Annotated in this window: 15 protein-coding genes; 9 read left to right on the top strand and 6 right to left on the bottom strand. The window is 66.9% G+C overall.

Annotation, left to right across the window (positions count from 1 at the left end; genetic code table 11):
* Both VE172_RS04610 and VE172_RS04605 read left to right on the top strand, forming a co-directional pair.
* Window positions 1–339, top strand: a 339-nt coding sequence (locus tag VE172_RS04610; RefSeq protein WP_324797839.1) for a nucleoside-diphosphate kinase, incomplete at its 5' end; no start/stop codon positions are given.
* A 233-nt stretch (window positions 340–572) separates the two neighbouring features.
* The gene (locus VE172_RS04605; RefSeq protein WP_324797836.1) at window positions 573–2,594 is read left to right on the top strand and encodes an RICIN domain-containing protein; all 2,022 of its coding nucleotides are present in this window, start codon (window positions 573–575) and stop codon (window positions 2,592–2,594) included.
* Here the strand turns inward: VE172_RS04605 and VE172_RS04600 are convergent.
* The gene (locus VE172_RS04600; protein WP_324797833.1) at window positions 2,591–4,720 is read right to left on the bottom strand and encodes an anthranilate synthase component I; all 2,130 of its coding nucleotides are present in this window, start codon (window positions 4,718–4,720) and stop codon (window positions 2,591–2,593) included. The genes VE172_RS04605 and VE172_RS04600 overlap by 4 nt on opposite strands.
* 423 nt (window positions 4,721–5,143) lie before the next feature.
* Between VE172_RS04600 and ileS the strand changes: the two genes are divergently transcribed.
* The 3 genes from ileS (at window position 5,144) to VE172_RS04585 (ending at window position 9,936) form a co-directional block, all read left to right on the top strand.
* Window positions 5,144–8,290, top strand: a complete 3,147-nt coding sequence (gene ileS / locus VE172_RS04595; protein ID WP_324797830.1) for an isoleucine--tRNA ligase — start codon at window positions 5,144–5,146, stop codon at window positions 8,288–8,290.
* 78 nt (window positions 8,291–8,368) lie between these two features.
* Window positions 8,369–9,004 carry a hypothetical protein gene (locus VE172_RS04590; RefSeq protein ID WP_324797827.1) on the top strand — a complete coding sequence of 212 codons (636 nt, stop codon included), beginning with the start codon at window positions 8,369–8,371 and terminating at the stop codon, window positions 9,002–9,004.
* Between the two features lie 83 nt (window positions 9,005–9,087).
* On the top strand, window positions 9,088–9,936 hold the full coding sequence (locus tag VE172_RS04585) for a nuclear transport factor 2 family protein (protein ID WP_324797825.1): 849 nt from the start codon (window positions 9,088–9,090) through the stop codon (window positions 9,934–9,936).
* 26 nt (window positions 9,937–9,962) lie between these two features.
* Here the strand turns inward: VE172_RS04585 and VE172_RS04580 are convergent, their stop codons facing one another.
* From VE172_RS04580 to eccD, 5 genes are all read right to left on the bottom strand, one after another.
* Window positions 9,963–11,378 (bottom strand): S8 family serine peptidase, encoded by a 1,416-nt coding sequence (locus VE172_RS04580; protein WP_324797822.1) that lies wholly within the window; start codon window positions 11,376–11,378, stop codon window positions 9,963–9,965.
* Entirely contained in the window at window positions 11,378–12,850 is a 1,473-nt protein-coding gene (eccB, locus tag VE172_RS04575; RefSeq protein ID WP_324797820.1) for a type VII secretion protein EccB, read from the bottom strand. The genes VE172_RS04580 and eccB overlap by 1 nt, the downstream gene beginning before the upstream one ends.
* Before the next feature lie 136 nt (window positions 12,851–12,986).
* Complete coding sequence (locus VE172_RS04570; protein WP_324797818.1) at window positions 12,987–13,295, bottom strand: WXG100 family type VII secretion target; 309 nt, start codon at window positions 13,293–13,295, stop codon at window positions 12,987–12,989.
* 43 nt (window positions 13,296–13,338) lie between these two features.
* Window positions 13,339–13,689, bottom strand: coding sequence for a hypothetical protein (locus VE172_RS04565; protein ID WP_324797815.1), 351 nt, complete (start codon window positions 13,687–13,689; stop codon window positions 13,339–13,341).
* A 122-nt stretch (window positions 13,690–13,811) separates the two neighbouring features.
* Window positions 13,812–15,224, bottom strand: a complete 1,413-nt coding sequence (eccD, locus tag VE172_RS04560) for a type VII secretion integral membrane protein EccD (protein WP_324797812.1) — start codon at window positions 15,222–15,224, stop codon at window positions 13,812–13,814.
* A gap of 207 nt (window positions 15,225–15,431) precedes the next feature.
* On the opposite strand from eccD, the gene eccCa reads away from it, so the two are divergent.
* The 4 genes from eccCa to VE172_RS04540 all read left to right on the top strand — a co-directional run.
* Window positions 15,432–19,427, top strand: coding sequence for a type VII secretion protein EccCa (eccCa, locus tag VE172_RS04555; RefSeq protein ID WP_324797809.1), 3,996 nt, complete (start codon window positions 15,432–15,434; stop codon window positions 19,425–19,427).
* Between the two features lie 117 nt (window positions 19,428–19,544).
* Window positions 19,545–19,820: a hypothetical protein gene (locus VE172_RS04550; protein ID WP_324797806.1), complete on the top strand. Its 276-nt coding sequence runs from the start codon at window positions 19,545–19,547 to the stop codon at window positions 19,818–19,820.
* Between the two features lie 111 nt (window positions 19,821–19,931).
* Window positions 19,932–21,218: a M18 family aminopeptidase gene (locus tag VE172_RS04545; RefSeq protein ID WP_324797802.1), complete on the top strand. Its 1,287-nt coding sequence runs from the start codon at window positions 19,932–19,934 to the stop codon at window positions 21,216–21,218.
* 88 nt (window positions 21,219–21,306) lie between these two features.
* Window positions 21,307–24,396 (top strand): AfsR/SARP family transcriptional regulator (locus VE172_RS04540; protein WP_324797799.1); only part of this gene is annotated, 3,090 nt, incomplete at its 3' end.

Raw genomic sequence — 24,396 nt, 5'->3', positions numbered from 1 at the left:
CGGCTGGAGTCCAAGGGCCTGGCCATTGAGGAAATGCGTCTGCGCACAATGGACGCTGAGCTTGCCGACGCGCACTACGCCGAGCACGTCGACAAGCCCTTCTACCCGCCGCTCAAGGAGTTCATGACCTCGGGACCGCTGGTCTCCCTGATCGTGACGGGCGACGAGGCGATCCCCGTGGTGCGCGCGCTGGCGGGCGCCACCGACGGCCGCAAGGCCGCCCCGGGCACCATCCGCGGCGACCTGTCGCTGTCCAACCGCGAGAACCTGATCCACGCCTCCGACTCCGAGGACTCCGCCAAACGCGAGATCTCGCTGTGGTTCCCCGACCGCACTTAGGCTCTCGCCCCACCCATGGCGATACGCGACGCCGAGGCCGACCCGGCCGCCCACGCGGCGGGGGTCGGCCTCGCGCATTCGCGCGGGACAGGGCCCCGCGTCATCCCCGATAATGCGCTGCGGCCCTAGGAAAACGACAATTCCGCCAAAGCGATTCGCCCGCGCGGCCGCGGCGCGGGATTGTCGCCATCGCCCCTAGGCCGGGTCCGTCATAAGCCCTAAAGTTAGGTCCCATGAGCGAGCACCCCGAGCAGAACGACGAGGAAGCCGCGCGCGATGCCGCCGCGGTCGCGCCGCTGCCCTCGCTGGCCGAGTCCCACGCCAAGCGCTCGCGCCGCTCGCCGCGTCTGCCGAACCTCCCCGTCGTGGAGACGACGGACAAGGAACCCAAGCGCCGTTCGAACCGCAAATCCGCCAAGAAGGACAAAAAGGACCAAAAGCGCGAGCACTGGTGGCGCCTGGGATCGGGCAAACCCAACGAGCCCGCCTCGGGACCGATCGAGGTGCCCCCCGTCCCGCCCGTCACCCGACCCTCGCGCAGGCAGCTGCCGCCGCTGGAGGTGTGGGACGGAGAGTCCGAGGAGCCCGCCGCGGGCGAGGGCTCGCCCGAACAGGCTTCGGCGACCGAGTCGGGATCGGGCGAGGCGCCCGCCGCGGGTTCCGTTGGTTCGCGGCCGACTCCGCCGTCGGGTACGCCGCTGCCTCCGCCTCAGACCCCGCCGTCGGGCACCCCGCTGCCTTCGCCGCCGTCGAGCACGCCCCCGGGCGGTTTCCCCGCGCTGCCGCCCGTCCCCGAACCCGCGAGCCCGCCGAAGGGCCTGAAACCGCCGCCAGGATTCGGGTCTGGCGCGGCGGCCTCGCGTCCGAGCCCGCCTCCGACTCCGCCGACGGAGACGCGGTTGCCCTCGCCGCCGTCGACTCCGCCGTCAGGGACGCCGCTGCCACCGAGCACGCCTCCGGGCGGATTCCCCGTGCCGCCCATGCCGCCCAGCGCGGGCTTCCCGACCGTCTCCGCGCCGTTGCCCGAGGGCCCGACCGAGTCGCTGCACGTGATCTCGCCGCCCGCCGACCCCGCGCAATACCGCCGCGAGCCGATCGTCTTCGCGGGACCGCCCGCGGTCGCGAGGAAGACCGACGCCGATCCCGTGGCGCCCAAGCAGAGGACGCCCGACGCGACCTCCACGGGCACGGAGCTCACCGTCCGCATCCCGCCCCCGCCCGGCGACGCCCCCGCCGCTGCCAAGCCCCCGAAGGACTCCGCGGCCGACGACGGGGAGACCGACGGCGACGACAAGGCGGCGGGTGCCGCGTCGGAACTCAAGACCGTGGACCTGTCCGATTCGCCGCCCCCCGCCGACGATGCGAAGACCACGGACCTGTCGGCGCTGGGCGGCGCGCCGTCCGACCACAAGACCGTGGACCTGTCGGCCTCGCCTCCGCCGCCGTCCGACGACATCAGGACCACCGACCTGTCGGCGCTGGGCAGCGCCGCGGAGGACGAGGACACCCGCCCCGTCACCCCGTCGCCCGCTTTCCCCGTGACGCCATCGCCTCCGATGCGCGGCTCTGGTTTCCTCGAACGTCCACGGTGGATACCTCCGATGCCCCGAGGGGGGTTGAGCCGTCGGGCCAAGATCGTCGTCACGGTGGTCGCCTCGGTGCTGGCGTGCGCGGCATCGGTCTATCTGACCACATTGGTCGCCGGTTCCCACGATCCCTCGGGCGCCAACGACCCCAAGGGCACGTCCACCGCGGACACCACATTCGACAAGGACAACCTCCCCCCGTCCGACGGCAACCTGTCGATCGCGCCCGACCAGTCCTATCGCGTCCGCAGCTGGGGCACCCGCAAGTGCCTGGGCCAGAAGCCAAGCGACGACGGCAAGACGCTGAACGCGGTGCTGGACAGCTGCGACGGCAAGTACTGGATGAACTACATCGAAAAGGCCAAGGACGGCGGCGGGTACCGCATCCAACCCACCAAGATCAAAGAGGACAGCAAGTACGGCAGCTGCGTCGTCCCCGACGGCACAGGCCCCGGCAAGCCCTTCCGCACCGCGTTTTGCGATGCCAAGCGCCAGGAGTACTTCCACATCGATGGCGTGGTGGACAAGGTCAAGGACATCGACGTGTTCCGCATCCGTGCCGCCAAGGGCGACTTCTGCATGACGGTGAGGGGCACCGCGATGGTGCAGCAGCCCTGCGAGAAGTCCGATCCCATGCAGCAGTTCGTGTTCGAGCCGGTGGACGACTAGGACCGTCGGCGCGTCAACCGCAACACGTTGCCCACGATGCGATGCCCCGCCACGTCGCGCGCCGTGAGGATCGACTCGGGGTGGAACTGCACCGCGTACCGCTTCGTCTCGGCGTCCTCAATGGCCATCACCACCTCGTCGGTGGTGGCGGTGACGTCGAAGCCGCCGCGCACCTGATCGACCGTGGCGTACAGCGAGTGGTACCGCGCGGCGGTGAACTCGTCGGCCACGCCTTCGAACAGCGACCCGCCCGCCACCTTGACGGGAGCGGGCTTGCCGTGCCACGGCACGCCCAGGGTCGACAGCGTCCCTCCCGAGTGCTCCACCATCGCCTGCAATCCCAGGCACACACCGAAGACCGGCAACCTCCGCCGATACAGCTCGTCCAACAGACCCGCACACCCGAAGTCCGACGGCACCCCGGGTCCGGGCGACAGCACCACCAGGTCGGGGTCGAACGCGTCCAGGTACGCGCGATCGAATCCGAATCGGACGGTCGAAACGGTGGCGCCGTGCTGCCTGAAGTAGTCCCCGAGCGTGTGCACGAACGAGTCCTCATGGTCCACCAGCAGCACCCGCCGCCCGACGCCCGCGGCGCCGCCCGCCCGCTCCACGGCGGGAGCGATCCCGGGCGCGGGGGAGTCCTTGGCGGACACCGTTTCCAGCAGCGCCCGCGCCTTCAGGTGCGTCTCGCGTTCCTCGGCGTCGGGGTCCGAGTCGTACAGCAGCGTCGCGCCCGCGCGCACCGTGGCCACGCCGTCGCGGATCTGCGCGGTGCGCAGGGTCAGGCCGGTGTTCATCGACCCGTCGCAGCCGAGTTTGCCCACCGCGCCGCCGTACCAGCGCCGCGGCGTCGGCTCGTGCTCCTCGATGAACCGCATCGCCCAGGTCTTCGGCGCCCCCGTCACCGTCACGGCCCACATGTGGGTCAGGAACGCGTCCAGCGCGTCCATCTCGGGCCGCAACCGACCCTCGATGTGGTCCACGGTGTGGATCAGCCGTGAATACATCTCGATCTGCCGACGCCCGATCACCCGCACCGACCCCGGCACGCACACCCGCGCCTTGTCGTTGCGGTCCACGTCGGTGCACATCGTCAGCTCGGACTCCTCTTTGGACGAGGTCAGCAGCTCCCGGATCCGCTCCGCGTCACCCAGGGCGTCGGCGCCGCGTGGCACCGTCCCCGCGATCGGGCACGTCTCCACCCGATCGCCGTTCACCCGCACGTACATCTCGGGCGAGGCCCCCACCAGGTACTCCCGCTCGCCCAGGTTGAAGAAGAACTCGTACGGCGCCGGGTTCGCCTTGCGCAGCCGGCGAAAGAACCCCGCGGGCGAATCGCACGCCGCGTACATCGAATGCCCGGGCACCACCTCGAACAGGTTCCCCGCCGCGAACTCCCGCTTCGCCACCCGCACCGTCTCGGCGTACGCCCCCGGCACCGGCCCCGGCGGGACCTCGCCGCCCGCCCGATACTCCAATGCGGACGTCCCGCGAGGCAGTCCCGCTGTCGACACACCATCCACAGTAAACTCGTAGCTGAACCGATGCGCCAGCTCCCGCTTGAGGTCCCACACGCAGATCTCGTCCGGCAGCTGCAACACCAGGTCCCGCGCCCCCGCCTCCCGCCGCGCCCTCGCCGCGATCGGCTCGAACTGAAACGCCAGGTCATACCCGAACGCCCCGTAGAACCCCAGGTGGTCGTCGTCGCACCCCATCGCCTTCCACAGCGCCCGCAGCGCCGTGAACACGCTCGGCTGCTTGCTGCGCTCCTCCTCGGCGAACACCGCGCCCGACTCCGGCACGTACACCCGCACCTCGTCGTGCCCCTCGGCCCGCGGCTCCCCGACCGACCGCAGCGCCGCTCCCAGCACCGGCAACAACACCCGGCCCCGCGCGTTCAACGCCGCCACCCCGATCTCGCGCCCGCGCGCCACCACCTCGACGCAGGGGTCCACGTAGGCCATATGCCAGCGGCTGTACCGCCCCGGGTACTCCATCCCCGAACTCAACACCCCACCGCGCCGCGTCTCCACGGCGTCGATGACCTGCTCGAACTCGTTGTCGCCCAAGGCACGCGACGTCCGCTGGATCGTCACACCCGCGGGGGTCTGGTACGAGGTCATGGCGCTGCTCCTCCTGCTTGCCAGTGCCGCCGACCACCGGAGGACGCTCACGCGAAACGACCGCCGTCACCGGCGGCCGTCGAGTCGATTACGTGCGAAATCGTGGGGCCGCCCCTAGCGGCGCCACCAGCTTCCGTTCAAGCGAATTCGCACGAGGAGAACCCTACCAGCCTGGCCGGGCGAAACTCGGTTGCCGGGGCCCGGGACGGTGTCGTTACACTTGACCGCAGCGGCGTTGACCTGGCCATCACCAGTGAGCCTCCGGAAGAACGGGCGAAAGCCCCATTAGACCCGGACGGGAGTGGCCCGTCACAGCCCACCCACGAGCGGACGCGTGCGCGCGTCAAGCGAGGTGGTACCGCGGGCTTCGGCTCGTCCTCGCATACGGCAGCAAACCCACAGGCCGGTGCGAAGGAGCGAGCGATGGCCTATCCGAAGGACGACCCCGACCGGGGCGTTCCCGCCAACCCGAATTTCCCGGACGTGGAGAACCGCGTCCTGGCCCACTGGGATTCGGACGGGACCTTCGCCGCATCCATTGACCGCCGCACCGCCGGCGTCAAGGGCGACAACGAGTTCGTGTTCTACGACGGTCCGCCCTTCGCCAACGGCCTGCCCCACTACGGGCACCTGTTGACCGGGTACGTCAAGGACATCGTGCCGCGGTACCAGACCATGCGCGGCAAGCGCGTGGAGCGGCGCTTCGGGTGGGACTGTCACGGCCTGCCCGCCGAGGTGGAGGCCGAGAAGCAGCTCGGCATCAACACCAAGGCCGAGATCGAGGCGATGGGCGTCGACAAGTTCAACGCCGCGACCCGCGAGTCCGTCCTGAAGTACACCAAGGACTGGGAGCGGTACGTCACCCGCCAGGCCCGCTGGGTGGACTTCGAAAACGACTACAAGACGCTGGATCTGGACTACATGGAAAGCGTCATGTGGGCCTTCAAGTCCTTGTGGGACAAGGGTTTGGTGTACGAGGGCTTCCGCGTGTTGTGGTACTGCTGGCGCTGCGAGACGCCGCTGTCCAACACCGAGACCAAGATGGACGACACCTACCGGGACCGCCAGGACCCGGCGGTGACGGTGGCGCTTCCGTTGGTGGCGCCCGGTTCCGACCTCGACGGCGTCAACCTTCTGGTGTGGACGACCACGCCGTGGACGCTGCCGTCCAACCTGGCCGCCGCCGTTCACCCCGACGTCGAGTACGTGGTGGTGAGGCACTCCGGCGAGCGCTATCTGCTGGCCGCCGCGCGCGTGGGCGCGTACGCCCGCGAGCTCGGCGAGGACCCCGAGGTGCTGTCGCGCCACACCGGACGCGACCTGGCGGGCCTGCGCTACCGTCCGCCGTTCGACTTCTTCGCCGAGACGCCCAACGCCTTCCAGGTGCTGCTGGCCGACTACGTGAGCACGGAGGACGGCACCGGTGCCGTCCACATCGCACCCGCCTTCGGTGAAGAGGACAAGGTGGTGACCGACGCCGCCGACATCGAACCGGTCGTGCCGGTGGACGCGCACGGCCGGCTCACCGAGGAGGTGCCGCCGTACGCCGGGCTGCTGGTCTTCGACGCCAACAAGCAGATCATCCGCGACCTCAAGGAGGCCGGAAAGCTGCTGCGCCACGACACCTTCGTCCACTCCTACCCGCACTGCTGGCGCTGCGACAGCCCGCTGATCCAGCGCGCGCTGTCGAGCTGGTTCGTGGCCGTCACCCGGTTCCGAGACCGGATGGTCGAGCTCAACCAGCAGATCGAATGGACGCCCGCGCACGTCAAGGACGGCCAGTTCGGCAAGTGGCTGCAGGGCGCCCGCGACTGGAACATCTCGCGCAACCGGTTCTGGGGATCGCCGATCCCGGTGTGGGTCTCGGACGACCCCGAATATCCACGCGTGGACGTATACGGATCGCTCGATGAACTCGAGCGCGACTTCGGCGTCCGCCCCACCGATCTGCACCGCCCGTTCATCGACGAACTGACCCGCCCCAACCCCGACGACCCCACGGGCGCGGCCACCATGCGCCGGGTCCCCGAGGTGCTGGACTGCTGGTTCGACTCCGGCTCGATGCCCTTCGCCCAGGTGCACTACCCGTTCGAGAACACCGAATGGTTCGAACACCACTACCCTGGCGACTTCATCGTCGAGTACAGCCCGCAGACGCGCGGCTGGTTCTACCTGATGCACGTGCTGGCCACGGCGCTGTTCGACCGTCCGGCATTCAAGTCCTGCATGGTGCACGGGACGCTGCTGGGCGAGGACGGCCGCAAGATGTCCAAGAGCCTGCGCAACTACCCGGACGTCTACGAGGTCTTCGACTCCTACGGCGCCGACGCCATGCGCTGGTTCCTGTGCGCCTCACCGGTTCTGCGCGGCGGTGACATGCCCGTCACCGAGTCGGGGATCCGCGACACCGTGCGCCAGGTCATCCTGCCACTGTGGAACGTCTGGTACTTCTTCTCGTTGTACGCCAACGCCGAGGGCTACGACGCCACCCCGAACGCCGCCACCGCCGGCGCCCTGGCCTCCGAGCACGTCCTCGACCGTTACGTGCTGGCCAAGACCCGCGCCCTGGTCGACGACGTCCGCTCCGCCATGGACGTCTACGACGTCTCCGGCGCCTGCAACGCGGTGCGGTTCTACCTGGACGCGCTCACCAACTGGTACGTCCGCCGCTCCCGCGACCGCTTCTGGACCGGCGACAAGCGCGCCTTCGACACCCTCGCCACCGTGCTGCGTACGGTGTGCGAGACCGCAGCGCCCCTGCTGCCGCTCATCGCCGACGACATCTGGCGCGGCCTCACCGGGGAACGCTCGGTGCACCTGGCCGACTTCCCCGCGGCCGAGACGCTGCCCTCGGCGCCCGACCTGGTGTCGGCCATGGACGCCACCCGCGAGGTCTGCTCGGCGGCCCTGTCCCTGCGCAAGGCCACCAAGCTGCGGGTCCGCCTCCCCCTGGCCTCCCTCACGGTGGCGACCCCCAACGCCGAGTCCCTGCGCGACTTCGCCTCCCTGATCGCCGACGAGGTCAACGTCAAGCGCGTCGACTTCTCCACCGACGTCTCCGGCTACAGCGACCGCACCCTCAGCCTGATACCCCGCGCCCTGGGCCCCCGCCTCGGCAAGGACGTCCAGCGGGTCATCAAGGCGGTCAAGGCCGGCGACTGGTCGACCGACGGCGACACCGTCACGGCCGGCGGCGTCACCCTCCACGAGGGAGAGTACGAACTCAAGATGACCCCCCGCGCGGCCGAACGCACCGCGGTGCTGCCCGGCGACGCGGGCGTCGTCGTCCTCGACACCGACGTCACACCCGACCTCGCCGCCGAGGGCCTGGCCCGCGACGTGGTCCGCGTGGTCCAAAACGCCCGCAAGGACGCCGACCTCAACGTCACCGACCGCATCAACCTCACGGTCGACGCCCCACCCGAGGTCACCGACGCGGCCAACACCCACCGCGACTTCGTCGCCCGCGAAACCCTGGCCGCCTCGCTGGAGTTCGCCCCGGTGACCGACGGCTTCGCCGGCGAGGCCGGGGACGGCCTCACCATCAGGGTCGCGGTCGCCAGGTCCTGACACTGCCGGTGCCCCCGTCAGTAGCGGGGGCACCGGATTATTTACCTCAACGTGAGGACTTCGTCGCTTCACGGAGTTGTGAGTCGTCCTTACGGTGTCGTCGCCCGGGCATTCGATGAAAGGCCGCGCGACCCCGCCAGCACCAAGGCCAGCAAGCCGAAGACCTACTACGAGAAGATCCCGGGCATCTGCGCCAAGCTCGATTGGTCGTCGTACGCCGACATCGCTCCCGAAATCGACGGCAATCGGCTGGAGGGGCCGGGCGGAAGCATGAACGCGCCCGAGAGCTTCGAATGCTCCACATTGTTTCAGGAGAAGCTTGACGACAAGGGCGTGTGCATCGAGTGCGTCTCGGTGAGCGAGGATTTCGCGGTGTTCGAGAAGGGACACTCCAAGGCCGTCAAGGGCGAATGGGACTTCGACATCAAGTATCTCGAGGGACAGGATGCGGTCGCCCCAGGCCAGACGGTCAAGTTCTCCGAGTTCCAAGGAAAGTGGGAGCAGGGCGAGTCCTGGTGCCTGCCGAAGTATTACGAGGGCTATCAACGCAAGGACGGTTCACAGTGCGTCGTCATGATCATGGACGGCAACATGGTGATCCAATACGAGCTGTCCGTCGCCACGGACAAGCAACCCGACAGACTCGATCCATCCACCATGTTGGATCAGATCTCCGACGGCGTGCGTGACGCGCAGAAGCTGCTCGCCAGATAGAGGTGGGGGGTCACGGACGTGGGCGAAGAATCCGTTCGGGTTTGCGCGGCATTGCTACCGCAGGCACACCAGAAGGCGACGCGATGTCTCAGCAAGGGCCACCATACGGGTACCCGCAATACCAACAGCCGTACCAGCCGACGCCACCAGGCCAGATCCCCGGCGGGCAATACCCTCAGAACCCATACACCGATCCGGTTTATTACCCGGTCAACGGCCCGTACACCCCGGCCGGATACGGCGCGGGCGTTCTTCCCGGCACCACGCCGGCTCCACAGCCCAAGCGGCGCAAGGCGCTGCGCGTCCTCGTTCCGATGTGCGTAGTGCTGGCGTTGGTCTTCGCGGGGTCGGCCTATTTCCTGTTCTTCTCCGGAGGCTCACCGTCCGATGTGGTGACGGAGTTCGTGTCCGATGCCCAGAAGGGAGACTTCGCGGCTGCTCGCAAACTCGTCACCAGCGACGCGCCTGACGCGCTCAAGTTTCGCGACAACGCCGAGGGCATGGAGACCATGCGCCGTTGGTTCACCAAGAGCCACATGGGTTTCCACATTCGGAACGAGTCGACCAAGGGGACACGGTCCACGGTTGTCGTCGATAAGACCCTTGATCTTCCGAACTACGAAGACATCGTGCGCATGCGCTGGGATTACAAGCTGCATCGTGACTCTGGAACCTGGCGGATTTCCGGGGCGAAGCTCATGACCGTCGTCGATATGAAGACCGCGGAGCCGGGAGGATGCCTCCACAATGAAGGGTTCTCATACAAGCCCGCCGACTGCGCGGACCTGCCGGAGAACACGGCCGAGTCCATCCTCAGCATCACCGACAAGGTAAAGCAACCTTCGGACTGCCCCGACCCCAAGGGTGAGATGGTTGAAACTACCGACCACGCGATCCTGTGTCTTGACCTCGTCGCGGGCACCAAGTATTGAACCGCGGGACACGGACCGCGTCCCGCCTACTCCTTCAGCCCCTTGATCCCCTGGTACAGCGAGATCGGGTCTCCGTCGTCGAACGGCTGGGTCTGGTCGTCCTTGGAGACCTTCCTGATCCGCCAGTCGTGCTTGCGAGCCCGGCGCATCGCGCCAACGCCGGTCAAGGCGGCGGCGAACAACGCCAGCGCGCCCGCGGCGATCCAGATCGCCCAGGGCTTCATGGCGTTGTAGTGGTCGGCCTCGGCCACCTCTTTGTCGCCCATCGGGGGGACGTCCATCTCGGAGTTGTCCTCGGGGGACTCCTCAGGATGAAGGCGCTCGGTGACCGCCCGGTAGGGGTCGATCATGCCGTGGCCGTAACCCGGGCTCAACCTCTCTTTGTTCATGCCGGTACCGCCCGGGGTGGGGCTGGCGGTGCCGAGGATCTGTCTGGAGATTCGCTTGCCGCTCCAGTCCTTGTGCTGGGCGGCAAGCAAAGCGGCGGTGCCGGAGACGAACGCGGTGGCGCCCGAGGTGCCGCCGAAGCCGGGCTCGAACTTGCCGTCGGCGCTGCTCGGCAGCGGGGCGGCGGTGTTCTCGCCGGGAGCCACGACGTCGACCCAGTCCCCGGACTCCGAGGCGACCGTCTTTCCGTTGCCGGAGTTGACGGCGCCGACACCGATGACGCCGGGATAGGCGGCCGGGTAGGAGATGCGGTCCCCGACCTTCTTCTGCTTCGCACCCTCGTTGCCGGCGGCGGCCACGACGACGGCGCCCTTGTCGTCGATCGCGTGCGCGATGGCGTCCCTGATGCCGGGGACGTCCTCGCTGTACTTCAGCGACAGGTTGAGGACCTTCGCGCCGCCGTCGGCCGCGGCGCGGATCGCCTTGGCGACGTCGGCGTTGGAGGCGAAGGTCTTCTCTGTGCTGCTGCCGTCGCCCTTCTTGTCGTCCTTGTCCTCAGCGGCGGGACGGGCGTTGGCGATCCGGTACGGGACGATCGTGGCCTTGGGCGCCATGCCGTAGAAGTCGATGCCCTTGTATTTCTTGCCGGCGATGATCGCCGCCACTTCGGTTCCGTGACCGTCGCAGTCGTCGGTCGCGTCCGTATTGCCCTTGCCGTTCGCGCTCACCTTGATGTACGCGTGGCCGGGGCTCACTCGATCGCCGAAAGCCTTGTCCAGACTCGCGTCCACGCCGGAGTCGATGACGGCGACCTTGACGCCCTCGCCCTGGGTCGTCGACCACACGCGCGGAACGTCGAGCGCCTTCTGCGCCCACAGGTACGACGACTTCAACTTGCCCGGGGCCACCGCGCTGGAGGCGTGCGGGCAATCATCCTTCGCCAGCGCCGTCCCCGGCGTGACCACCGTGAGACCCAGCGCCGCCACACCGACGCTGAGTGCGGCGGCGAGCGAGCGGTGGGCGCGGGGCTTTCGCTGCTGTGGGGAGCGTGTCATCACTGCTCCTTGGTGGCCGCGTCCAGGGCCCGCTGCGGGCTCAGCTCGGGGCCCGGGGGGATCAGACTGATCAGGTTGGTGGGCATGTGGACCTTCGCCACCCCGGAGGAGTAGCCCAGCGCCACGATGGCGCTGTTCGGCGGGGTGTACTTGCCGCTCTTGGTCTTTGCCGGCTTCGTCTGGTCCAAGCCGAAGATGGCCCCGTCGCTGGTAACCAGAGACAGCGCCGACCCCGTTTCCACGATCGCGCCCGTGCCGGGCTTCATCACGATGCGGTTGACGTACTTCTTGCCGGTGTCGTCGTGGTTGGTGGTCTTGACGCCGGGAACCTCGTGTTTGAACGTCACGTCGTGGTTGACCGTGACCTTGCCGGTCTTGGTGTAGGTGGCGCAGGTCTGGGTGGGTGCCGAGGAGTCGACCGTGGGGAACTTGGGCATGTTCGCGGGAAGGGAATCACTCGTCTTGGTGGGCTGCAGGTCGTCCGTCTGGCTCGCGCCGCCCGACTCGTAGCCGTCTTGGTTGGTGGCGGCCTTGAGGATCTCCGCCTGGAATTCGGTGACCCGGGCGAAGCCGTCCTTGGTCTGCGCCAGGTAGACGGTGCCGCCGGCGGCCGCGTTTTTGTGCACGGTGCCGATCGTGCCGCCGCCCGAGACGGAATCGCCGGGCGTGCCGCCCAGGTCCGGGAACTCGACGGGGTCGCCCTTGTTGATGCCATCGGTGAAGGCGGCGTCAACGGGGAGGGTGATTTTCGGGTCCCAGGCGAGGTTCGTGCCGGCCTGGTCCAACAGATCGGGGTCGATGAGGTGCAGCTTCCCGTCGACCAGCATGTAGGTGTCGTCGCCGTCGGAGATCAGGAGGGCCTCGTTGCTCGCCAGCTTGGAGCCCGTTACTCCGCTCATCGATCCGATGAAAAGCTTCGAGGAGTAGGAGTCGCCCCCGGCGGAGGGCTTGGAGCACAGGGTCCAGGGGTCGTCGATGATCAAGTCCGAGGTGGGGAGGGACTGCGGCGCTCCCACGATGCCGATCGGGGTTCCGCGCGGCGGGATCCGAAGGTCGCCCAGGTCCTCGTCCTCACCGGCCAGCGAGTTTGAACTCACCGAGATCTTTTCGGTCGTCCCCGCCAACAGGGCGGCGGACGCGAAGTTGGTGACCGGGTAGAGGACCTGGTTCTTGGGCTGGTGCTTTTCGTCCTTGGCGGGAGGAAGCACGACATAGGGGGTGCCGGTGTCCTCGTCCATGATCACCTTGTTGCCCAGCACCCAGTCCCGGTCCTTGCCGAAGTTGCTGGCGAACAGGCCGATGACGGCGGTGATGGCCAGGGCGAGCGCGGCCAGCATGATGCCCGCGAACACCGCGCCGCCGGTGCGCCGGAAGGGCGACTGCGCCGGGTCGGTCTTGCGGTACACGAGTGCCGAGACCACGCGTTGCAACAGAAACTGGTAGCTCTGCAGCTGATCGCGACGGCTGGCCATGGGGTCTCCTCTACGGGGTCACGCTGAGGTTGCGGTTACACGATAGCCGGTAGGCTCCAACCCGCTGATTGTGCGGCGAGCCATTGAAAAGAAAAGTGCCCCTGCCATGAGACAGGGGCACTCGGACGAGCATTGATTAGGCGATGTCACCCATGGTGTTCGCCCACCGCACGTCGGTGGAGTTCATGTTGGACGCGCCCTCTTCGAGGTGCATGGCGAATTTCGCGGCGGACTGTTCGATGGTGGTTCCCGCCTGGTGAAGCTTTCGCTGCGCCGCCTGGAAGGCCGCGGCGTAGGCACCGTCGGTGTCGCTGGCGTATTTATTAAGCGAGGAAGCCGCATCACCGAGCAGCCCCTTGACGTTGTTTGAGAATCGGTGCGCGGCCGCGACCGCGCTGCTGATTCCACCGTATTCGTACCTAAGGGCATCTGTACTACCGGCCATGTTTCCGTCTCCTTGAGATTAAAGCTTGAGTGGTTGGTTGCGACTACTGGCCGTGTGACAGCAGGTCCGAGCCCTCGGACACGCCGTTGATGGCGGTCTGGAGCTGCTGGCCGTGCTGTTCGTCGCCGGCGCTGGAGCTGTCGGTCGCGCCCTGCAGGGCGTCGACGATGTCGGTAGAGAGTTTGTTCAGATTTCCGAAGACCCTGTCGGTCTCGGTTCTGAATACGGCCGCCGCGTTACCGGCGCTACCGACGAGGCTGGTGTGCAGGATCTCGAGTTCGTCGAACAGCATCGTGCGTTCTTTTTCCATGTCGCCCTGGAGGCCACGGAAACTCGAGATGGTCTGCGCGACAGACGCGTGTTCGAATTTGATAGAGCTGTGTCCATCTGCCATTGTTTCGGTCCTATCTGTCATTCCGAAGGAATGTGGGTGGTGTAGACGACTAACGCCGTCTGCCTCGTCACAGTAGCCGACCTCCGCAACGGTCGCCACCCCCAGTTCGTGCCACTTCTGGCCTAACTGGTCATCCCCGCGAAGAAGCCGAACAGGCCCATCACGCCGCAGGCCAGGGGAACCACGGCCACGATCAGCATGATGTCCACTATGTCCGCAATGCGTCCGATGTAGGGCGAGGGCGCGCGCTTGGAATAGAGCAGACCGGAGGCGGTCGCCAGAATTACGGCCGGAAGCACGACGCCGACTAGTCCGATCAGCTGAAGCTGGAGGCTGAAGAGCGCCACCAGGGTGTAGGCGAGGAACGCGATGCCGAAGAAGCCGGCCACCAGCAGTGGGATGCGCTGGCGGACCGCCGGGAACAGCCGGGCGCGCAGCAGGTAGACGCCGCCGGCGACACCAATGAGATAAGGAGCGGCGCCGCCCTCGCCGCCGAACGCCATGACGCCCAGGCAAATGATCGTGACGATCGAGGCGCCGATCAGCAGGCCGGTGAGCAGCTCGTCGGCACGCAGCACCTTCGCGAAGATCTCTTCCTTCGGCGGGTTGGGGGTGTCCTTGACCAGTTCCTTGGCGGACTGGGGGAGCTGCGGCATGGGCAGCTTCGCGAAGCGCATCGACAGCACCGGGATAGACGGCAGCAGAGCCACCGAGATCGCCAGAGTCGCCGCCGCGACGCCCGTGGCCGACCAGTTGGTGAACCCGAGCGCGGCCGCGACCAGACCGAAGAACCCCACGACCACGCCCGCGGCGAACACCCGCAGCGCGTCACCCACCGCGTAGAACCCGATGATGCTGAAGATCAGCAGCGTGGCGGCGCTGGCCAGCAGCTCAGGCGCGCTGAAGTCCGAAATATCCTGACGCAGACCCAGGATCACGTAGCCGCCGAAGGCGGCGAAGGGCAGGGACAGCCCGCCCAGGGTGGCGCCGGCCAGCGAGTCACCAGTGGCGCGGGACAGCGCGATGCCGATGGTCAGCAGCACCACGCCGGCGACCAGGGCGGTGATCCCGGTGGGCAGCCAGGTGCCGAGGCCCGCGAAGTTCGGGCCGACGTACAGCAGCCCCACCAGCGCCATCACCCCGGCGATCGCGGCGACCGTCAGGCCGGTGATGCGGGTGTGGTTGCCTTCCCACTGCTTGCCGAGCACCTTGGCGCCGGCGGCGATCGCCTCGACGACGTCGTCGTACTCGCCCTCGGGCCAGTCGGCGTGACGCGGCGCCAGGTGGAGGAGCTCGCCATCGCGTACCTGCTGCATCGCCATGGACTGCGCCGGGTTGATGACCTTGCCGTCGGTGCGTCGCAGGTCGAAGCCGCCGTGCTTCTCGGCGTCGTCCGCGGCGCCCTCGCCGGCGTAGTCGAGGACGATGGGCAGCAGTTCGCTGACGGGCAGGTGGTCGGGCAGCACCAGGTCGATGCGGCGTTGCGGTGCCGAGACCGTTATCCGGGTCAGGCCGGTGCGAATGGCGGTGGTCACCGTCGTGGTCCTTTGCTCGTACGTGCGGTGTGGGTGGTAGCGATGTGGGGACACCCCACCATATCTGTCAGGCGCACCGCCGTGTCGGGCGAAGTAGACGCCTTTGCGCTTCCACCGTAAGGTGAGAGTGCACCCAGTAAACAATCCAGACGTGTTCGGCCTCACCCGTCCGTCCGCCAACATCCCGCCACAGGAGGCAAGCCGCCCATGGGCTTGGTCATGGTGAAGAAACGGCCCCGGCGCCCCGCGCCGGAGCTGCCCGACGGAGACATCCAGGTCGAGTCGCCGCCTGAACTTCCGGCGCCCGGCGGACGCAACTGGTCCCAGATGCTCATGGTGCTGCCCATGTTGGCGGGCAGCGGCGCCATGATGCTGATGATGATGGGGTCGACCAGCAGCCCCGGCGGCATGCCGCTGCGCGCCGCGACCGGCGGCATGTTCGGCGTCTCGATGCTGGGCATGGTCCTCATGAACGCCTTCACCGGCAGCAAGGGGCCCAACAAGCAGGAAATGATGCAGATCCGGCGGGACTTCCTGCGCAAGCTCTCGCAGCTGCGCCGCCAGATCCACAAGACGCGACGCGACCAGCGGCGCGGCCTCTTCTACCGCCACCCCGATCCGGACACCCTGTGGTCGTCGGTATCCAGCGCGCGATTGTGGGAGAGACGCTCGGGCGACGGGGACTTCGCGGTGGTCCGCATGGGACTGGGGCCGCAGCAACTCGCCACACCGATCCGGGTGCCACAGACAAAACCCGTCGAGGATCTCGAGCCGCTATGTACGGCAGCGCTACGCAAGTTCCTCGATACCAACGCGGTCGTCAACGACCTGCCCGTCGCCATGGACCTGCGCGGCTTCTCCAAGATGTACTTCCGCGGCGACACCGAGAAGTGCCGCGGCCTGCTGCGCGCGATGATCGCGCAGGTCGCCACCTGGCACAGCCCGGACGAGCTGCTTCTTGCAGTCTGCGTGTCGCAGCAGAACATGGCGCACTGGGACTGGATGAAGTGGCTGCCCCACTCGCTGCACCCGTCGGACACCGACGCTCTCGGGCCGGTGCGGTTGATGGGCAACTCGCTGCGCGAGCTCGAGGAGCGCTTCGGCGACCTGCTCGCGGGCCGGCCCCGGTTCAACCCGGCATCGTCCCCATGGGACGGACACCACGTCATCGTCATCATGGACGGCGGCGACGCCCGGGGAGCCGACCACCTGGCCACCGAGGGCGGCGTCGAGGGCGTCACCATCCTGGACCTCAGCACGCCCCCGCCGCGCCAGCTCGAGCCGGGCCTGCTGCTGATCCAGCACCGCGAGGACGGCACCCTGCGGATGGGCACCGTGGACGCCATCGACGACATCCGCAAGCCCGACTCGCTGACGCTGCCCGAGGCCGAATCCCTGTCGCGGCGCCTGTCGCCGCTGCGGCAGTCCGCCGGCTCCGCCGGGGACGGCGACGAGGACGGCTCCTTCGAGGGCAACCTGACTTTCACCGACCTGCTCGACGTCGGCGACCCCTTCGACTTTGACGCCGAGCGCGCCTGGTCGACGCCGCGGCCCAACCGCGACCGCCTGCGCATCCCGCTGGGTGTCGGGCCCGACGGCCTGCCCGTCGACCTCGACCTGAAGGAATCCGCCCAAGACGGCATGGGACCCCACGGTCTGATGATCGGCGCGACCGGTTCCGGTAAGTCCGAGACCCTGCGGACCCTGGTGCTGGCGCTGGCGGTGGCGCACTCGCCCGAGATCCTCAACTTCGTGCTCGTCGACTTCAAGGGTGGCGCGACCTTCACCCGGCTCGACAAGCTGCCGCACACCTCCGCGGTCATCACCAACCTCTCCGACGAGCTGGTGCTGGTCGACCGCATGAAGGACGCCATCGAGGGCGAGACCATCCGACGCCAGGAGGTGCTGCGCGCCGCGGGCAAGTTCGCGTCGCTGCGCGAGTACGAGAAGGCCAGGGCCGCGGGCGCGCCGATCGCGCCGCTGCCGAGCCTCCTGATCATCTGTGACGAGTTCTCCGAGCTTTTGACGGCCAAGCCCGACTTCATCGACATGTTCGTCCAGATCGGACGCGTCGGTCGGTCGCTGGGCGTCCACCTGCTGCTGGCCTCGCAGCGTCTGGAGGAGGGCAAGCTGCGCGGGCTGGACACGCACCTGTCGTACCGGGTCGGTCTGCGGACGTTCTCCGCGATCGAGTCGCGCACGGTGCTGGGCGTCTCCGACGCGTACGAGCTGCCGCGCGCGCCCGGCCACGGTTACATGCGGTTCGGCACCGAGCCGTTGATTCGGTTCCGGGCCTCGTACGTGTCCGGCGTGTATCAGCGCAGCGCGGTGGAGAAGGCGATCGCCGCGTCGGGTGGCCCGCAGGTGCGGGAGTTCACCTCGACGTATGTGGCGCCGCCGCCGAAGCCGGTGGAGGACAAGAGCCCGACCGACGTCGTGGAGGACGACGACGAAAGGGTAGGCGAGTCCCTGTTGGACATTCTTGTGTCCAAGATGGAGGGCAAGGGAACCCCGGCGCATCAGGTTTGGCTGCCGCCGTTGGAGATTCCGCCGACGTTGGACGAGTTCGTCCAGCTCGCCACGACCCCCGAACGCGGGCTGAACACGACCCGTCAGGAGCAGCAGGGTGCGCTGCAGGTACCCGTCGCGCTAATTGACAAGCCTTACGATCAACGCCGAGACATCCAATGGCTCAACCTCACCGGCGCGGCTGGGCACATCGCGGTCGCCGGGGGTACCCAGTCCGGAAAGTCGACGGCGGTGCGAACCATCATCGGCGGGCTCGCGTTGACGCACACCCCCGCGGAGGTGCAGTTCTACTGCATCGACCTCGGTGGTGGTGCGTTGTCGACAATGAGGGGCCTACCGCACGTCGGCGCCGTGTATCAGCGCCTGGACACGGACGAGGTGCGGCGTACTGCAGCCGAGGTGTTCAACATCCTTGAACAGCGGGAGCAGCGTTTCGCCACCATGGGTATCGACTCGATGTCCACTTACCGGAAGATGCGTGCTGATGGACGGGTCAAGGACGATCCGTTTGGCGACGTCTTCCTGGTGATCGACGGTTGGCTGTCGTTGCGTCAGGACTTTGAGGATGTGGAGTCGCTGGTGGCCCAGATCCTCCAACGTGGACTCTCGTTCGGCGTCCACGTGGTCGGCGCCGCGGTGAAATGGGGGGAGTTCCGCCACACTGTCCGGGACCTCTTCGGCAGTAACGTCGAGTTGAAGGTGTCCGATGCCTTCGAATCCATCGGTGGCCGCCGCGCCGCCGAAGCAGTGCCATCGGGGCGACCGGGCCGGGGTATCACCTCCGAAGGTCTCCACACACTGACAGCGCTGCCGCGCATCGACGGAAACCCCGAGGCGGACGGCGCACTCCTTGCGGGTATCGAGGACTTCGTTGCCAAGGTGAGCGACGCCTGGCAAGGTGCCCCGGCGCCGGCGGTGCGTTTGCTGCCTGCCGAGCTGCCGTACGAGAGCCTGCCGGTTAACGAGTACACCAACAAGTGGCACGTTCCGATCGGTATCGCCGAGCACAACCTCCAGCCGGTGTACCTGGAACTCGATACCGACCCGCACTTCATGTACATCGCCGACGTGGAGTCGGGCAAGAGCACCTTCCTGCGCCAGTTCATCAAGACCATCGTGTCCCGATGCACCTCAAAGGAAGCGCAATTCGTTCTCTTCGACTATCGGCGCAGTCTGCTTGGCACAGTCCCGGAGAAGTATCTCGTCAAGCACTGTTCCACCTCTGAGCAAAGCGTGGAGATGGTCAACGCCTTCCTGACCGCTGGGAAGGGACGGCTCCCACCGGACAACATCACCCCGCAGCAGCTGCGCGAGCGCTCGTGGTGGTCCGGGCCGGAGATGTTCGCCATCATCGATGACTTCGATCTCGTGGGTTCGGGCTACGACAATCCGTTGATGCCACTCCTGGAACTGATACCGCAGGCCCGCGACATCGGGCTTCACATCATCGTCACCAGGCGCTCCGGCGGTGCGGGCCGGGATTTGTATGCGAAGTTCCTGGGCGCGATGAAGGACCTCGCCACCCCCGGCTTCCAGGGCGGCGGCCCCCGCGACGAGGGCAAGCTGCTCGGTGACATCAGGATGGGCCCGATGGCCACCGGCCGTGGCTGGCTGGTCACCCGCAAGCACGGCAACCGCAAGATCCAGACCGCGTGGCTGCCGCCCGAGGAGTAACGACGGTCGGCACAGTGGACGCGGGCCCGCCCCGCGTCCACTGACCATTGTCCGTCGCGCCCCACGTCGGTACACTTGACGCACAGCCCCGATACTTCGCATGTAATGAGGTCCGCCATGTCATCGCCCGGTGCCCGAGCTCCCCGCGAGGAGATGCCGCGCGGGTGGGATGACGACGACCCGCAGGCCGCCGAGGACGAAGAGGAATTCGTCGACGAGGACGCCGTGTGGCAGCCCACCAAGAAGGCGCTCCCCCCGGTGCTGGGTCGGTACGACAAGGACACCGGCGACCGCCTCATGCATTACAGCGACGACGTGATTCAGAACGCCAAAAAGGACGATGAGTTCGACTGGACGGATTCTGAGGGAACCTCGATCGACATCGGCTTCTAATTCACATTTGTGACTTGGCCAATGCGGACGTGATGATCTCGCAGGTGAGCGCGTAGGCTCGTTGCGCGGTCGTGGGCCGCTGTCGTCACGTTTGTCCTTTGAGAGCGGGTCATGTCCTCATTGTCCTTTGATCGTCGGCACACCGACGGATTGATGTCCTTTGTGGCGGCCTCCCCGACGCCGTTTCACGCGGTGGCCGAGGCGGCGCGGTTGTTGGAGCGGGCGGGGTTCACCGAGCTGAGCGAGACCGAGCGCTGGGACGCCGGGAGCGGGGGCAGGTACGTGATTCGGGCGGGCGCGCTGATGGCGTGGTTCGTTCCCGAGGGCGCGGACGTGACGCGGGGGTTTCGAGTCATTGGGGCGCATACGGACTCGCCGAACCTGCGGGTGAAGCCCGCGCCCGACACGGGGTCGGCGGGCTGGCGGCAGGTGGCCGTGGAGATCTACGGCGGGGTGCCGCACGACACCTGGCTGGACCGCGACCTCGGCCTGGCGGGTCGGCTGGTGACCCGTGGCGGCAAGACCCACCTGGTCAACATCGACGAGGCGCTGCTGCGGGTGCCGCGCCTGGCGATCCACCTGGACCGACAGGTCAACAACGGCCAGGTGCTGGACGCCCAGGAGCACATGATTCCATTGTGGGGCATGGGCAAGCCCAGCGACGGCGAGCTCATCGCCCACGTCGCCCAGCACGCGGGCCTCGACCCCGCGGAGGTGACGGGCTGGGACCTGGCCCTGCACGACGTACAGCCTCCCGCCTACCTGGGCCGCGACCGCGAACTGCTGGCCTGCCCGCGGCTGGACAACCTTTCCTCGGTGCACGCGGGCGTGGCGGCGCTGAGCGCGATCGCCGAACGGCCGGGCGATCGGATCGCGGTGCTGGCCGCCTTCGATCACGAGGAATGCGGCAGCGAGTCCTTCTCGGGCGCGGCCGGCCCGTTCCTGGAGACGGTGCTGCGGCGCCTCGTCGCCGCCTGCGGCGGCGACCCGCAGGACGCGGCCCGGGCCTTCGCCGACAGCGTGGTGGCCTCCAGCGACACCAGCCACTCGGTCCACCCGAACTACGTGGATCGCCACGAGCCCGGCCACCACCCGATGGCGGGCGGCGGACCGCTGCTGAAGTTCAACGCGTCGCAGCGCTACGCCACCGACGGCGTGGGCCGCGCGATCTTCACCGAGGCGTGCGAGCGCGCGGGCGTGCCCATGCAAACCTTCGTCAACCGCAACTCGCTGCCCTGCGGCACCACGATCGGCCCGATCACCGCGACGCGGCTGGGGATCCTGACGCTGGACGTGGGCATCCCGATCCTGTCGATGCACGCGGTGCGCGAGCTGTGCGCGGCGGCGGACCCCGCCTACCTGGCGGCGGCGTTGACCGAGTTCGCCAGGATGCCCTGACAGCGGCGATTTCGCCGACCGCGGCCCCTGACTCTCCGTTGTATAGTCCGATCGAAATGTGTCGAGCGGGAGTCTGAGCGGAGACGACGTGGAGTTCAAGATCCTTGGGCCGCTTGAGGTCTGGCACGACGGCGCGCGGGTGGTGGTCTCGGGGCGGCACGCGCCGAGACTGCTGGCGGTGCTGGCGGCGGAGGCGGGACGGGTCGTCACGGTCTCGCGTCTGGCGGACGCCCTGTGGGACGACAACCCTCCCGAAACGGCGCGGCGCCAGGTGCAGAATCACGTGGCGGCGCTGCGGCGACAGTTGCCGGACCCGGGCGCGATCGAGCCGAGCGGACAGGGGTATCGGCTGAGCCTGGACGGCAATGTTGTTGACGCACAGGCGTTCGCCGAGCTGGTTGATCGTGCGCGCGGAGCGGCGGACGAGGCGGGGCCACTGCTGGGGGAGGCGCTCGGGCTGTGGCGGGGCGATCCGTTGGAGGGGTTGTCGGGCGGGGTCATCGAGGCGATCGCCAAGCGGCTCAACGAATCGCGGCTGGCGGCGCTCGAGACGAAGGTGGACGCGGATCTCGCGGCGAGCCGATACGCCGACATCATCGATGAGTTGCGGAGGCTCGTCGAGCGGCACCCCGACCGTCAGCGGTTCGCCGCACAGTTGATGGAGGCGCTGCACCACACGGGACGAACCCCCGAGGCGCTGGAGGTGTATGCGGCGCTGAGGGTGCGGCTGGCGGACACACTCGGTCTCGACCCCAACCCCGACATTTCGGCGCTGAACGCGACGTTGCTGGCGAGCTCAACCGAATCCCCGTCTCATCCTATTCCCGCCCAGCTTCCCGCTGACACGGCGACCTTCACTGGCCGAACCGAACACCTCGCCGCGCTGGACGAGCTCCTCGCCTCGACCCGCAAGACGGCGGTGGTATCCGCGATCGCTGGCATGGGCGGGGCGGGGAAGACGGCCCTCGCGGTGCACTGGGCCCACAAGGTGCGTAGCCACTTCCCCGATGGACAGTTGTACATCAATCTGCGCGGATGGGACGAGCGTCCACCCGTCACGCCGATCGAGGCGGTGACAAGGTTTCTCGTAGCTCTGGGCGTTACTCCCGAAAAGGTTCCGTCCGAAATCGATGAAGCAGTGGCCCTGTATCGATCACACGTCAAAAACGCGCGGGTGCTCGTGGTGCTCGACAACGCGAGGACCGCCGATCAGGTTCGTCCGCTTCTGCCTGGAGGCACGTCAAACCTCGCCCTGATCACTAGCCGCGACCAACTTCTGGAGCTGACGACGCACGATGATGCGGTCCCTGTCCGTTTGGACACGTTGAGTCAAGCTGAATCCATCAAACTGCTCGAACACATCCTCGGGCCCCGACGGCTCAATGAAGATCCCGAGTCCGCCGTGATGATCGCCCAACTCTGCGGACACCTACCTTTGGCGCTGCGCATCGCATCAGCCAACGTCGCGTCACAACCACACAAGAGACTTGCCGACTTTGTGTCGGAGCTGAAAGGACCGCACCGTCTGGATCGCCTGGCCATCAATGGTGATCCTGCTGCGACTCTCACGCGAGCGATTGATTTCTCGATTGATGTACTTGATGACGCCTCGCGGCAATTGCTTTATCGGTTTGGACTCGTTCCGGGTGACGACTTCACCCAAGAACTTGCCCTACGGCTGTCACCGATGCCCGATGACCAAGCAGCCGAGGGGATCGCTCGGCTGGAATCTGCTCACCTTGTCGAGCGGTATAGGCCCCACCGACTTCGCTTTCATGACTTGGTTCGTGAACATGTCACCGCCAAGTTTCAGGAGACAGCCACTCCGAATGACATGGTGGACGTGCAGGATCGGCTCATCGGTTGGTATTTCGAGCGGCGGCGGACCTTGGCCACGGATGAGTACCCCAATGTGCTTGCGGCATTGCGAATGTGGCGATCGCATGGTTCCTATTGGTGTCTCGCCACTTGCATTGCAAGTTTCTTGGACGACACCTATAGGACTTCCGCCCAACTCCAATATGCCAAATATGCGCTTGCGTCCGCGCATAAGTCGATGGACCCTGACGCGTGCTGCCTGACCTATGATATTTTGGCGAAAATATTCCGAGCATTGGGCGACCGTACGGCTGCGGTTGACTATGCGCGCAAGACTTTGGCTGAGGTCGAAAAACGTCCAAATGGCGACTATTCAGGGCAGTATCGGTCGTACTTGGCAATGCTGCTTTCCGAACTTGGAGAGATAGAGGAAGCAATATCTCTCATGGAAGAAGCTCTGGACGCTGCTAGAAACACAGGAAGCCAAGATGTCGCATATCAGTGTGCTGGGGTGCTGGGAAGCATTTGCAGACACAAAGGACTGTATTCCGCGGCAGAAAAGTATTTTGAGATAGCACAGGATATTGAATCAAGCAACCCTGAAGTTGGTCACCCCGGCCTTATCGCAGAGGTCGCGAGACTGTACAGGGATGTCGGACGCTACCGAGATGCGGTGGACAAAGCGAGTGCGGCAATTGCGGTATGCCGACGCGGTCGATTCTTTACACATGAAGTCAGTTGCCTCGTTACCCGCAGCCATGCGTATCGGCGGCTGGAAGAGTTCGATGCGGCCGAGTTTGATGCTCGCCTGGCCCTCAGACTGTCTGTGGAGTCAGATCGTCGGTCCTTGGCGCGTGATGCAATGATGGCGCTGGCCAGGGCGGTAATCAGTGCTGGCCGTTACCAAGAGGCTCAAGAAATCCTTGATTCGTCGGGTGTTGAGGATCCTCGTGAGGACGATGTGCTTACGGTCGCTGAGCTCTCGCTGATTCGCAGTGAAGCAATGTTGGGACTTGAGGAGTATCGAGAGGCGATACGAATGGGACTGCGTGCGAGAGACCGCTTTGACCGCATGTCGCTCCTCAAACGGCGAGCCGAGACGCAGAAGGTGCTGGGCTGGGCATACGCGGGCGATGGACAAACGAAACTGGCAGATGAGTGTCTACACGACGCCGTAGAAATCTTCACCCGCCTCGGCGTCCCCGAGGCCGACGAGCTTCGCGCCCGTCTTTCCACAGTCCGCGAGTTATCCACAGGCTCGAGCGACCGCCACACCCCCGACCGTCCCGTCGTGCGAGGATGCCCCTCATGGAGTTCGTCCTGGTGCTACTCGCCCTCGCCTTGGCCGTGGCGATCGCCT

The organism is Stackebrandtia sp. (genome assembly GCF_035643755.1).
Classification (GTDB): domain Bacteria; phylum Actinomycetota; class Actinomycetes; order Mycobacteriales; family Micromonosporaceae; genus Stackebrandtia.
The sequence above is the reverse complement of the archived record's forward strand: the minus strand, read 5'-3'. Positions and strand labels throughout refer to the sequence as shown.

Bases quoted from the DNA above. Each gene is read 5' to 3' on its own strand.
- VE172_RS04605 (WP_324797836.1), top strand. From the start codon at position 573: ATGAGCGAGCACCCCGAGCAGAACGACGAGGAAGCCGCGCGCGATGCC.
- VE172_RS04600 (WP_324797833.1), bottom strand. From the start codon at position 4,720: ATGACCTCGTACCAGACCCCCGCGGGTGTGACGATCCAGCGGACGTCG.
- ileS (WP_324797830.1), top strand. From the start codon at position 5,144: ATGGCCTATCCGAAGGACGACCCCGACCGGGGCGTTCCCGCCAACCCG.
- VE172_RS04585 (WP_324797825.1), top strand. From the start codon at position 9,088: ATGTCTCAGCAAGGGCCACCATACGGGTACCCGCAATACCAACAGCCG.
- VE172_RS04580 (WP_324797822.1), bottom strand. From the start codon at position 11,378: ATGACACGCTCCCCACAGCAGCGAAAGCCCCGCGCCCACCGCTCGCTC.
- eccB (WP_324797820.1), bottom strand. From the start codon at position 12,850: ATGGCCAGCCGTCGCGATCAGCTGCAGAGCTACCAGTTTCTGTTGCAA.
- VE172_RS04570 (WP_324797818.1), bottom strand. From the start codon at position 13,295: ATGGCCGGTAGTACAGATGCCCTTAGGTACGAATACGGTGGAATCAGC.
- VE172_RS04565 (WP_324797815.1), bottom strand. From the start codon at position 13,689: ATGGCAGATGGACACAGCTCTATCAAATTCGAACACGCGTCTGTCGCG.
- eccCa (WP_324797809.1), top strand. From the start codon at position 15,432: ATGGGCTTGGTCATGGTGAAGAAACGGCCCCGGCGCCCCGCGCCGGAG.
- VE172_RS04550 (WP_324797806.1), top strand. From the start codon at position 19,545: ATGTCATCGCCCGGTGCCCGAGCTCCCCGCGAGGAGATGCCGCGCGGG.
- VE172_RS04545 (WP_324797802.1), top strand. From the start codon at position 19,932: ATGTCCTCATTGTCCTTTGATCGTCGGCACACCGACGGATTGATGTCC.